The organism is Streptomyces sp. NPDC002044 (genome assembly GCF_040296725.1).
Lineage (GTDB): Bacteria > Actinomycetota > Actinomycetes > Streptomycetales > Streptomycetaceae > Streptomyces > Streptomyces antarcticus.
In genome coordinates, this window is the sequence record NZ_JBEOXU010000172.1 from 1 (window position 1) to 11,444 (window position 11,444).

The following is an 11,444-nucleotide window of genomic DNA, read 5'->3' on the forward strand; positions in this document are numbered from 1 at the left end:
CCCAGCGTGTCCGACCTCCAGGCCGCTGAGGGGATCGCCTTCCAGACCGCCCGGGACACCGACCCGCGCCGCCGGACCTGGTCCGACATCGGCTACCGGGAGGAGGGGGCCACCGGTTTCCTGTCGTTCTCGTTCCCCGGCGGCGCGATGAGCACCGCGCACTGCCGGCGCCTGCTGGACGCCTACCGGGCCGCCTGCGCCCGCCCGACCTCGGTCCTCGTCCTCGGCGGCGGCCGCGACTTCTTCTCCAACGGCATCCACCTGGGCGTCATCGAGGCGGCCGCCGACCCGGCCGCGGAGTCCTGGGCCAACATCAACGCGATCGACGACCTGGTCGAAGCCGTCCTCACCACCACCGACCGGCTCGTCGTCGCGGCCCTCGGAGGCAACGCCGCCGCCGGCGGGGCCATGCTCGCCCTCGCGGCCGACGAGGTCTGGTGCCGCTCCGGCGCGGTCCTGAACCCGCACTACCGGCTCATGGGGCTGACCGGCTCCGAGTACTGGACGTACACCCTGCCCCGCCGCGTCGGCACCGGTGTCGCCGAGCGCCTCACCGCCGAGGCGCTGCCGCTGAGCGCGCAGGCCGCGCTCGGGCTCGGCCTGGTCGACCGTACGGTCCCGTGCGCCCCCGGGGCCTTCGCCGCGCAGACGGCACTGCTCGCGTCCCGCCTGGCCGCGCTCCCCGCCACGCCCGCCCGGATCGCGGCGAAGAAGGCCCGGCGCGAGCGCGACGAGGCGGAGCGGCCGCTCGCCGCGTACCGCGCGGCGGAGCTGGCCCCGATGCGCGCGACCTTCGACGACCCCGCCGCGCCCTACCACGCCCTGCGCCGGGCCTTCGTGCGCAAGGAGACCCCGGCCGTCACCCCGCCCCACCTCGCGCGGGCCGTGCCGGGCCGGCACACGGCGCCGCTGCCCTCCCGGCAGCGGCCGTTCACCGCAATGGCCGTACATGACGGGGCGCGGGAGGCGCCGGGCTGTTAGCAAGAAGGGTGAGGCCGAACGCCCGGCCCCGCCGCGCCCCTCCCCGGAGCGCTCCACCTCCCCGACCTCCCGACCGCCCCGAAACCCTTCCTGAACCCTCCCCGAGGAGGAATCCCATGAACGCAGCGACACCTGCCCCGGCAGAGGACCCCCCGATCCACATCCTCTGGATCAACGCGGGGCTGAGCTGCGACGGCGACTCCGTCTCCCTGACGGCGGCGATGCAGCCCAGCATCGAGGAGATCGTGATGGGCGTCCTCCCCGGCCTGCCCAAGATCGCCGTGCACTGGCCGCTGATCGACTTCGAATGCGGACCGATCGGCGGCGCGGACACGTTCATCGAGTGGTTCTTCAAGGGCGAGCGCGGCGAGATCGACCCCTTCGTGCTCGTCGTCGAGGGCTCCATCCCCAACGAGAGCATCAAGCCCGAGGGGTACTGGTGCGGCTTCGGCGACGATCCGGAGACCGGCCAGCCCATCACCACCAGCGAGTGGCTCGACCGGCTGGCGCCCAAGGCCCTCGCCGTCGTCGCCATCGGCACCTGTGCCACCTACGGCGGCATCCACGCCATGGAGGGCAACCCGACCGGCGCCATGGGCGTGCCCGACTACCTGGGCTGGGACTGGAAGTCGAAGGCCGGCATCCCGATCGTGTGCGTACCGGGCTGTCCGATCCAGCCGGACAACTTCTCCGAGACGCTCACCTACCTGCTCTACCAGGCCGCCGGCTCGGCCCCGATGATCCCGCTCGACGACAAGCTGCGTCCCACCTGGCTCTTCGGCGCGACCGTGCACGAGGGCTGCGACCGGGCCGGCTACTACGAGCAGGGCCAGTTCGCCCACACCTACGACTCCCCGAAGTGCCTGGTCAAGCTGGGCTGCTGGGGGCCGGTCGTCAAGTGCAACGTGCCCAAGCGCGGCTGGATGAACGGCATCGGCGGCTGCCCGAACGTCGGCGGCATCTGCATCGCCTGCACGATGCCCGGCTTCCCCGACAAGTTCATGCCCTTCATGGACGAACCCCCCGGCGGCAAGGTGTCCAGCGCCGCGAGCGGGGCGTACGGGGCCGTCATCCGCAAGCTCCGCGCGATCACGGCGCACACCGTGGACCAGGAGCCCAAGTGGCGCCACACCGGCGAGAAGCTGACCACGGGCTACCGACCGCCCTGGTGACCACCCCCGCCCACCCGCAACCGGAGGGCGCCCCGTCGGCCGTCCGGCCCGAGGCGCCCCCCGGCGCCCCCTCCCGCACCGAAGAAGGGTCACGGCAGACACGATGGCACCGAAGACGAAGGCGGCCGGAGACGGCAGTGGCCTGGTGGAGATGTCCTGGGATCCGATCACCCGGATCGTGGGCAGCCTCGGCATCCACACGAAGATCGACTTCAAGCAGAAGAAGGTCGCGGAGTGTTACAGCACCTCCTCGGTCTTCCGCGGCTACAGCGTCTTCATGCGCGGCAAGGACCCCCGCGACGCGCACTTCATCACCAGCCGCATCTGCGGCATCTGCGGTGACAACCACGCCACGTGCTCCGTCTACGCCCAGAACATGGCCTACGGGGTGAAGCCGCCCCACCTCGCCGAGTGGATCATCAACCTGGGCGAGTCCGCGGAGTACATGTTCGACCACAACATCTTCCAGGAGAACCTGGTCGGGGTCGACTACTGCGAGAAGATGGTCCGCGAGACCAACCCCGGCGTCCTGGACCTGGCCGAGCGCACCCCCGCCCCGCACGCCGGCGAGCACGGCTTCAAGACCATCGCCGACATCATGCGCTCCCTCAACCCCATCGAGGGCGAGTTCTACCGCGAGGCGCTGCAAGTCAGCCGCTACACCCGGGAGATGTTCTGCCTGATGGAGGGGCGCCACGTGCACCCCTCCACCCTCTACCCGGGCGGCGTCGGCACCATCGCCTCCGTCCAGCTCTTCACGGACTACATGAGCCGCCTCATGCGGTACTGCGAGTTCATGAAGCGCGTCGTCCCGCTCCACGACGACCTCTTCGACTTCTTCTACGAGGCCCTGCCCGGCTACGAGGAGGTCGGCCGGCGGCGCGTGCTGCTCGGCTGCTGGGGCGCGCTCAACGACCCCGAGCACTGCGACTTCACGTACGCCAACATGACCGACTGGGGACGGAAGATGTTCGTCACCCCGGGCGTGGTCGTGGACGGGAAGCTGGTCACCAACGACCTGACCGAGATCAACCTCGGCATCCGCATCCTGCTGGGCAGCTCGTACTACGACGACTGGCAGGGCCAGGAGCAGTTCGTCACCCACGACCCGCTCGGCAACCCGGTCGACCCCCGCCACCCGTGGAACCAGCACACCATCCCCGCCCCGCAGAAGCGGAACTTCGACGACAAGTACAGCTGGGTGATGTCCCCCCGCTGGTTCGACGGCAAGGACCACCTCGCCCTCGACACCGGCGGCGGCCCCCTCGCCCGCCTGTGGTCCACCGCCCTGTCCGGGCTCGTCCACACCGACTACGTGCAGGCCACCGGCCACAGCGTCGTCATCACCCTGCCGCGCACCATGACGAAGCCCGAGACCCGCTTCGAGTGGAAGATCCCCAAGTGGAGCAACGCGCTGGAGCGCAACCGCGCCCGCACGTACTTCCAGGCGTACGCCGCCGCCATCGCCCTGCACTGCGCCGAGAAGGGCCTCGCCGAGGTCCGCGCCGGACGCACCCAGACCTGGGAGAAGTTCGAGGTCCCGGACGAGGGCCTGGGCGTCGGCTTCACCGAGGCCGTACGCGGCGTGCTCTCGCACCACATGGTGATCCGCGACGGCAAGATCGCCAACTACCACCCCTACCCGCCGACCCCGTGGAACGCCTCCACCCGCGACACCTACGGCACACCCGGCCCCTACGAGGACGCCGTGCAGAACACCCCGATCTTCGAGGAGAACACCCCGGAGAACTTCAAGGGCATCGACATCATGCGCGCCGTGCGCAGCTTCGACCCCTGTCTGCCCTGCGGCGTCCACATGTACGTCGGCCCCGGCAAGACCGTCAAGCAGATGCACGTCCCCACCGGCCTGAGCGGACTGGGCGGATGAGCGCCGCCGTCGACGCCCGGCAGGCCGGGCAGCGCGTCGAGGAGGTCCTGGAGCGCCTCGCCGCCACCGGAGACCGCGAGGTCTGCGCCGCCGCCGAGGAACTGGTGCGCGTCCTCATGGACTTCTACGGCGCGGGCCTCGCCCGCGTCGTCGAGCGGGTCGGCGACGAGCGGGTCGGCGACGAGCGGGTCGGCGACGCCCCGCTCGCCCGGCTGCTCGACGACGAACTCGTCGCGAGCCTCCTCGCCCTGCACCAGCTCAACCCCGAGGACGTCCACACCCGCATCGCCCGCGCCCTGGACGCCGCGGCCGACCCGCCGGAGCTGGTCGGGTTCGACGAGGACACCGGCGTGCTGCGCCTGCGCCCGCGGACCGCCGGGAGCGGCTGCGGCTGCCCCAGTACGGGCGCGGCCGCCCAGCAGGGCATCGAGGACGCCCTGGCCTGCTTCGCCCCCGAGGTCACCCGGGTGGAACTGGAACCGGCCGCCGCCCCGCAGCCCGCCCTGCTCCAGATCTCCACCCGTCCGCCCGCCCCGGCGCAGGTGCCGTGAACGGGCACCCGGCACCGGCGCGCGCGGGCGGCCCGCGCGGGCTGCGCCGCTTCACCGGCCCGCGCCCGCCCCGGCCCGAGCGCTGCGAACTGTGCGGGGTGGCCGTCCCCGAGGACGGCCACCGCCACCTGGTCGAGACCGAGAAGCGGGCGCTCGTGTGCGCCTGCACGGCCTGCTCCCTGCTCTTCGACCGGCCGGGCGCCGCCACCGGCCGCTACCGCGCCGTCCCCGACCGCTACCTCACCGACCCCGGCCGGCCGCTCGACGACGGGGCCTGGGAACTCCTCCAGATCCCGGTCGGCGTCGCGTTCTTCTTCCGCAACGCCGCCCTCGACCGGTTCGTCGCGCTCTACCCGAGCCCGGCCGGGGCCACCGAGAGCGAGCTGGACCCGCAGACCTGGCAGAACGTCCTCGGCACCAGCCGGCTCGCCGCCCTCCTCGAACCCGACGTGGAGGCCCTGCTGCTGCACCGCACGGAGGGGCGCACCACCTGCCACCTGGTGCCGATCGACGTCTGCTACGAGCTGGTGGGGCGGATGCGCCTGCTGTGGCAGGGCTTCGACGGCGGCGCCGAGGCCCGGGCAGCGCTGCGGACCTTCTTCGAACAGGTCGAGCGCCGGGCCAAGGTCCCGGCGGAGAGCGCCGAGGGGGTCCGGCGGCCATGACGGAGTTCACCTTCACCTGCACCGGCGTACGCGCCGACGCCTACGCGGCCGGCCCCACCCTCGTGTTCCGGCTGCGGATCACCACCGCCGACCCGCAGGCCCGGGTGCACGCCCTCGCCCTGCGCTGCCAGATCCGCATCGAACCGGCCCGGCGCGGCTACGGCCCCGCCGAGGCCGAGGGCCTCGCCGACCTGTTCGGCGAGCGCTCCCGCTGGGGCACCACCCTCCAGCCGGTCCAGTTCGCCCAGGTCACCGCCATGGTGCCCAGCTTCACCGGCGAGACCGAGACCGACCTCGTCGTGCCCTGTACCTACGACATGGACATCGCCGCGAGCCGGTACTTCAGCGCCCTGGAGGACGGCGAGGCGCCCCTGCTGATGCTGTTCTCCGGCACCGCCTTCACCGGAGCCGGCGGCTTCCGCGTCGAGCCCGTGCCCTGGGACCGCGAAGCCGCGTACCGGATGCCCGTGGCCGTGTGGCACGAGATGGTCGAGCAGCACTTCCCCGGCTGCGGCTGGCTGAAGCTGCCCCGGGACACCATGGCCGACCTGCTGGCCTTCCGCTCGCGGCACGCGCTCGCCTCCTGGGAGGCGACCGTACGCGCCCTGCTCGACGCCGCGGTCGTCGCGCAGCCACCGCAGCCGGCCCCGGCCCGGCCGGGCGGCGCCGCACCCCGCGTCACGGAGAGGGCGGCGCCATGACCACCACGACCGCGGCGGAGTCGCGCTTCGACACCGCCCGCCAGATCGCCGACGCGGTCCTCTTCGAGGGCTACGTCCTCTACCCGTACCGGGCCTCGGCCGCCAAGAACCGGCTGCGCTGGCAGTTCGGCGTCCTGGTCCCGCCGGCCTGGGGGCCCGCGCACCGGGAACACGCCCTCCAGCAGACCGAGATCCTGATGGAACCCAAGGGCGAAGCCGTCCTCACCGTCGAGCTCCGCTTCCTGCACGCCCAGCGCCGCACCGTACAACAGGCCCTGAACGGCGGCGGCTTCGCGGACGTCGCCGAGCTGCACCTCGACGACCGCGTGCTCGTCCCCTGGGACGAGGGCGCCGAGGAGCGCGTCGAACTGACCGTGCCCGTGGCGGAGCTGGCCGAGGGGGAGGCCGTCCTCCCGTTCCGCCGCCCCGCGCGCGAGGAGACCGAGCCCGTCCTCGGCCCCGACGGCCGGTGCCTGGGCCGTCTGGTGCGGCGTACCGAGGAGGTCGAGGGCGCCGTACGGCTGCGCACCACCGAACTCGACGGCCCGTACCGGGTGGTGAAGCTCACCGCCGTGGTCGAGAACACCAGCCCGTGGACCCCGGCGGCCACAGGACCGGCCGACCGGGACGCGGCCCTGCCCCGGTCACTGGTCGCCGCCCACCTCCTGCTGGGCCTGGACACCGGCTCGTTCCTGTCGATGACCGACCCGCCGGAGTGGGCGAAGGGGGCCGTGGCCTCCTGCGTCAACCGGCACACCTGGCCCGTGCTGGCCGGCGAGCCGGGCCGCGCCGACGTGGTCCTGTCCTCCCCGATCATCCTGGAGGACCATCCGGCCATCGCCCCGGAGAGCGCCGGAGCCATGTACGACTCCACCGAGATCGACGAGATCCTCGCCCTGCGCACCGCGGCCCTCACCGACCAGGAGAAGCGCGAGGCCCGCGGTACGGACGCCCGCGCGGCCGCCGTGATCGACCTGGCCGACTCCATGCCGCCCGAGGTGCTGGAACGCCTGCACGGGGCCGTCCGCTCGCTCCGCGAGATCACCGGACCCGACCCGGCCCTGGACCTGGTGGACCTCGGCCTCCCCGAACCCGGCGGACCCGGCGGGGCCGGTGGACTCCGCGACCCCGACGCGGTGTTCCGGCCCGACACCCCGTGGTGGGACCCCGCGGGCGCGGACACCGTCGACCCCGTGCCCGACCACGCCCTGGTCGACGGCACCCCGGTGGGCGTCGGCGGCCGGGTGTTGCTCCGCCCCGGCCCGCGGCGCACCGACGCCCAGGACCTGTTCCTCCACGGCCGCGCCGCCCGCGTCGAGGCCGTCCTGCACGACGTCGACGGCGGAGTGCACCTGGCCGTCACCGTCGAGGGCGACCCCGGCGCGGACATCCGCCGCGAACAGGGCCGGTTCCTCTACTTCCAGCCCGACGAGGTCACCCCCCTGGAGGACGCGTGAGCGGCCCGACCCTGGTCGCCGGCATCGGCAACGTCTTCCTCGGAGACGACGGCTTCGGCGTGGAGACCGTGCGGGCCCTGTCCGCGCATCCGCTGCCCGACGGCGTCGAAGTGGCCGACTTCGGCGTCCGCGGCGTCCACCTCGCCTACCAGCTCCTCGACGGCTACGACACACTCGTCCTCGTCGACGCCGCCGCCCGCGGCGGCGCCCCCGGCACCCTGTACCTCATCGAGCCCGACGGCGCGGCCCCGGTCGAACCCGGGGGCGCGGTGCTCGACGGCCACCACATGTCACCCGACACGGTCCTCGCCCTGCTCGGCACCCTGTGCGCCGGCACCGGCTCCACCCCGCCCCGGCGGACGTTCGTCGTCGGGTGCGAACCGGCCACCACCGAGGAGGGCATCGGCCTCAGCGGCCCGGTGGCCGCCGCGGTGCCGCGGGCCGTACGCATGCTCCTGGACCTGCTCCGGCCACAGTCCCCCGAGGACGAAGACGACCGGCCCCGCCGCGAACTGAGGAGTACCCCATGAAGAAGGCCCAGGCCCTCATCGGCGGCGCGACGGCCGCCGCCCTCGTCGCCGTGCTGGCGCAGCTCCTCCCGGACATCCGGCGCTACCTGCGCATGCGCCGGATGTGACGCGGCGCGCGCCCCGGCGTCCGAATGGCGTACGGGGCGCGCCCCGTGTCGGCGTGCCCGCCGGTCGCGCCACCGCCCGGCCGGTGTAATGAGCCCCGGCAGGACGGAGTCCGATGCACGAGATGTCGATCGCCATGGCCGTCGTGGGCCAGGTGGAAGAAGCGGCGCAGGCCGCCGGGGCGACCGCCGTCACCGCGGTCCGTCTCCAGGTCGGAGAACTGGCGGGCGTGGTCCCCGACGCACTCGCCTTCTGCTTCGAGCTGGCCTGTGCCGGAACGGTACTCGAAGGCGCCCGGCTCACCGCCGAGACGGTGGCCGCCCGGGCCCGCTGCGGCTCCTGCGACAGGCAATGGCCCGTCGGCATGCCCCCCGAACTGTGCTGCCCCGGCTGCGGCGGCGCGTCGGCCGTCGAACTGCTCTCGGGCCGCGAGCTGCAGATCGCCGACGTGCACTGGGAGGACGGCCCGTCCCGCGCGCCGTCCCGCGCGCCCGTCCGCGAACCGATCCCCGAGGAGGCCTGACCCATGTGCCGAGTGGTCGATCTACGACAGGCGGTGCTCGCCAAGAACGACGAGGCCGCGCACACCCTGCGCGCCGAACTGGCCGCCCGCGGCACCGTGATCGTCAACCTGCTGTCCAGCCCGGGCAGCGGCAAGACCGAACTCCTGGAACGCGAACTCCTGCTCGCCCGTGAGCGCGGGGTGCCCGCCGCCGCGCTGACCGCGGACCTCGCGACCGAGAACGACGCGGTGCGGCTGGCGCGTTCGGGCGTACCGGTCAAGCAGGTCCTCACCGACGGGCTCTGCCACCTGGAAGCCGGGATGCTGGGCCGCCACCTGGACGGCTGGCTGCCCGGGGACACCCGGCTGCTGTTCGTGGAGAACGTCGGCAACCTGGTCTGCCCGGCCTCCTACGACCTCGGGGAAACCCTGCGCGTGGTGCTCGCCTCGGTCACCGAGGGCGAGGACAAGCCGCTGAAGTACCCGACCGCGTTCGGTCTCGCCCACCTCGTCGTGGTGACGAAGACCGACATCGCGGAAGCCGTCGAGTTCGACGAGGCGGCCTTCCTGGCCAACGTCCAACAGGTCAACCCCGGTGTGGAGGTGGTGTTCACCTCGGCCCGCCGCGGCGCGGGGGCGGGCGCCCTGCTCGACCGGGCCCTGGCCGTCGCCGGGGGCGCCGCCCCGCACGCGCCGGTGATGGCGCAGCGGCAGCGGGACGGGGCACACGGGCACGATCACGACCGCGACCACGGACCGGACCACGGTGAGGGTCACGGGCACGGGCACGACCACGGCGACGCTCATGACCACGGCGACGGTCATGACCACGACCACCGTCACACCGGCACGCACGCCCCCGTGGTGCAGACCCGCTGATGGAGGCGGTGCAGCGGCGCCGGGTCACGGTCACGGGGGTGGTGCAGGGCGTCGGCTTCCGGCCCTACGTGTACACCCGCGCGACCGGACTCGGCCTCGCCGGCCATGTCACCAACACCCCCGAGGGCGTGGTCGCGGAGGTCGAGGGCGCCGCGGGCGCCGTTTCGGAGTTCTGCGACCGGCTCGCCGCCGACGCGCCCCCGCTGGCCGTGGTGGACTCCGTCGACCACTGCGAGGTCCCCCTCTCCGGCGGCGCCGGGTTCGCCATCGTCGCGTCCCGGACCGGCGGCCCCGCCCGTACGCTCGTCTCCCCGGACGTGGCCACCTGCGCCGACTGCCTCGCCGAACTGGCCGACCCGGCCGACCGGCGCCACCGCCACCCCTTCATCACCTGCACGCACTGCGGGCCCCGCTTCACCATCGTCACCGGGCTGCCGTACGACCGCGCCCACACCACCATGGCCCGCTTCCCGATGTGCCCCGACTGCGCCCGCGAGTACGCCGACCCGGCCGACCGCCGGTTCCACGCCCAACCGGTCGCCTGCCCGGCCTGCGGGCCCCGGCTGCGGCTCCTCGCCGGACACCCGCCCCGCGAGGTGCCCACCGCCGACCCCGTCGCCGAGGCGCGGCGCCTGCTGTCCGCGGGGGCGGTCCTCGCCGTGAAGGGGCTCGGCGGCTACCACCTCGCCTGCGACGCCGCGCACGCCGGAGCGGTGGCCGAGCTGCGCCGCCGCAAGGCCCGGGGCGACAAGCCGTTCGCGCTGATGGCCCGCGACCCCGCCGACGTCGAACACCTCGTCCACCTCGGCCCCGCGGAGCGCGCGCTGCTCTCCGGGGGAGTACGGCCCATCGTGCTGCTGCGCCGCCGGGCCGATTCCGCCGGAGCCCTGCCCGAGGAGGTGGCCCCGCGCTGCCCCGACCTCGGCGTGATGCTCCCGTACACCCCGGTGCACCACCTGCTGCTCGGCCTGCCGGGTGATCCGCCCGGCCCCCGCCTGCTCGTCATGACCAGCGGAAACCTCTCCGGCGAGCCCATCGTCACCGACGACGCGGAGGCCCTGGACCGGCTCGTGGGCCTCGCCGACGCCTGGCTCACCCACGACCGCCCCATCCACGTGCCGTGCGACGACTCCGTGATGCGCGTCTGCGACGGCGAACCGCTGACCCTGCGGCGCTCCCGCGGCTTCGCCCCGCTCCCGGTCGCCCTCCCGCTCCCGGTGCCGGCGGTCCTCGCCGCCGGGGGAGACCTGAAGAACACGTTCTGTCTCGGCGAGGGGCGCCGGGCCTGGCTGTCCGCCCACATCGGCGACATGGCCGACCTCTCCACCCAGTACGCCTTCGAGCGCGCCGAACAGCAGCTGGAGTCCATCACCGGGGTCACCCCCGGGCTCCTCGCCGCCGACCGGCACCCCGGCTACCGCTCCGGCCGGTGGGCCCGGGGCGCGGCGGCCGGCCGGCCGCTGGTCCGCGTCCAGCACCACCACGCCCACGTCGCGTCCGCGATGGCCGAGCACGGCCTGGACGGTACCCGGCGGGTCATCGGCGTCGCCTTCGACGGCACCGGCTACGGCGACGACGGCGCCGTCTGGGGCGGTGAGTTCCTCCTCGCCGACTACGCCGGGTACACCCGCTTCGCCCACCTCGCCTACGTGCCCCTGCCGGGCGGCGACGCCGCCGTGCACCGCCCGTACCGGATGGCCCTGGCCCACCTGCGTGCCGCCGGCCTCGCCTGGGGCGCCGACCTGCCCTGCACGGCGGCCTGCCCGCCCGACGAACTGCGGGTGCTCGGAACCCAGTTGGAGCGCGACCTGAACTGCGTGCCCACCTCCAGCATGGGCCGCCTCTTCGACGCCGTCTCCGCCCTGGCGGGCGTCTGCCAGCTCGCCGGGTACGAGGCCCAGGCCGCGATCGAGCTGGAGGCCAGGCGAGGGGGGTAGCCCGGCGTTCGCCGTCGCCGGGAGTCGACACCGACCCCTACCGGAGGACGCTCGTGACCCAGGACGCGCAGAAGAT

At 73.8% G+C, this 11,444-nt stretch carries 11 protein-coding genes and 1 pseudogene; all 12 read left to right on the forward strand.

The genetic code is table 11. The features are described from left to right. The coding region (locus tag ABT106_RS28025) for an enoyl-CoA hydratase/isomerase family protein (protein ID WP_351282735.1) at positions 1-981 on the forward strand (981 nt) is incomplete at its 5' end. 116 nt (positions 982-1,097) lie between these two features. Continuing rightward, positions 1,098-2,153 (forward strand): NADH-quinone oxidoreductase subunit B family protein, encoded by a 1,056-nt coding sequence (locus ABT106_RS28030; protein WP_351282738.1) that lies wholly within the window; start codon positions 1,098-1,100, stop codon positions 2,151-2,153. A gap of 103 nt (positions 2,154-2,256) precedes the next feature. Continuing rightward, on the forward strand, positions 2,257-4,041 hold the full coding sequence (locus ABT106_RS28035) for a nickel-dependent hydrogenase large subunit (RefSeq protein WP_351282741.1): 1,785 nt from the start codon (positions 2,257-2,259) through the stop codon (positions 4,039-4,041). Then, positions 4,038-4,592 (forward strand): NifU-related iron-sulfur-binding protein, encoded by a 555-nt coding sequence (locus ABT106_RS28040; RefSeq protein ID WP_351282743.1) that lies wholly within the window; start codon positions 4,038-4,040, stop codon positions 4,590-4,592. Before ABT106_RS28035 ends, ABT106_RS28040 begins: the two co-directional genes overlap by 4 nt. Continuing rightward, entirely contained in the window at positions 4,589-5,257 is a 669-nt protein-coding gene (locus tag ABT106_RS28045; RefSeq protein WP_351282745.1) for a DUF5947 family protein, read from the forward strand. The genes ABT106_RS28040 and ABT106_RS28045 overlap by 4 nt, the downstream gene beginning before the upstream one ends. Then, entirely contained in the window at positions 5,254-5,958 is a 705-nt protein-coding gene (locus ABT106_RS28050; protein WP_351282748.1) for a DUF6084 family protein, read from the forward strand. Before ABT106_RS28045 ends, ABT106_RS28050 begins: the two co-directional genes overlap by 4 nt. After that, positions 5,955-7,415, forward strand: a complete 1,461-nt coding sequence (locus ABT106_RS28055) for a hypothetical protein (RefSeq protein ID WP_351282751.1) — start codon at positions 5,955-5,957, stop codon at positions 7,413-7,415. Before ABT106_RS28050 ends, ABT106_RS28055 begins: the two co-directional genes overlap by 4 nt. Then, on the forward strand, positions 7,412-7,945 hold the full coding sequence (locus ABT106_RS28060) for a hydrogenase maturation protease (protein ID WP_351282753.1): 534 nt from the start codon (positions 7,412-7,414) through the stop codon (positions 7,943-7,945). The genes ABT106_RS28055 and ABT106_RS28060 overlap by 4 nt, the downstream gene beginning before the upstream one ends. Beyond that, positions 7,942-8,052, forward strand: coding sequence for a DUF6893 family small protein (locus ABT106_RS32210; RefSeq protein ID WP_502979499.1), 111 nt, complete (start codon positions 7,942-7,944; stop codon positions 8,050-8,052). Before ABT106_RS28060 ends, ABT106_RS32210 begins: the two co-directional genes overlap by 4 nt. 113 nt (positions 8,053-8,165) lie before the next feature. Further along, positions 8,166-8,573: a hydrogenase maturation nickel metallochaperone HypA gene (gene hypA / locus ABT106_RS28065; RefSeq protein ID WP_351282756.1), complete on the forward strand. Its 408-nt coding sequence runs from the start codon at positions 8,166-8,168 to the stop codon at positions 8,571-8,573. 3 nt (positions 8,574-8,576) lie between these two features. Next, on the forward strand, positions 8,577-9,431 hold the full coding sequence (gene hypB, locus ABT106_RS28070) for a hydrogenase nickel incorporation protein HypB (RefSeq protein ID WP_351282758.1): 855 nt from the start codon (positions 8,577-8,579) through the stop codon (positions 9,429-9,431). Continuing rightward, positions 9,431-11,350: pseudogene (gene hypF / locus ABT106_RS28075) on the forward strand (carbamoyltransferase HypF); the annotation flags it as partial. The gene hypB and the pseudogene hypF, both read left to right, overlap by 1 nt. Positions 11,351-11,444 lie beyond the last annotated feature (94 nt).

Excerpts from the sequence above, each read along its gene's own strand:
- ABT106_RS28040 (WP_351282743.1), top strand. The coding sequence starts at position 4,038 with ATGAGCGCCGCCGTCGACGCCCGGCAGGCCGGGCAGCGCGTCGAGGAG.
- ABT106_RS28055 (WP_351282751.1), top strand. The coding sequence starts at position 5,955 with ATGACCACCACGACCGCGGCGGAGTCGCGCTTCGACACCGCCCGCCAG.
- hypB (WP_351282758.1), top strand. The coding sequence starts at position 8,577 with ATGTGCCGAGTGGTCGATCTACGACAGGCGGTGCTCGCCAAGAACGAC.
- ABT106_RS28030 (WP_351282738.1), top strand. The coding sequence starts at position 1,098 with ATGAACGCAGCGACACCTGCCCCGGCAGAGGACCCCCCGATCCACATC.
- ABT106_RS28050 (WP_351282748.1), top strand. The coding sequence starts at position 5,254 with ATGACGGAGTTCACCTTCACCTGCACCGGCGTACGCGCCGACGCCTAC.
- ABT106_RS32210 (WP_502979499.1), top strand. The coding sequence starts at position 7,942 with ATGAAGAAGGCCCAGGCCCTCATCGGCGGCGCGACGGCCGCCGCCCTC.
- ABT106_RS28035 (WP_351282741.1), top strand. The coding sequence starts at position 2,257 with ATGGCACCGAAGACGAAGGCGGCCGGAGACGGCAGTGGCCTGGTGGAG.
- hypA (WP_351282756.1), top strand. The coding sequence starts at position 8,166 with ATGCACGAGATGTCGATCGCCATGGCCGTCGTGGGCCAGGTGGAAGAA.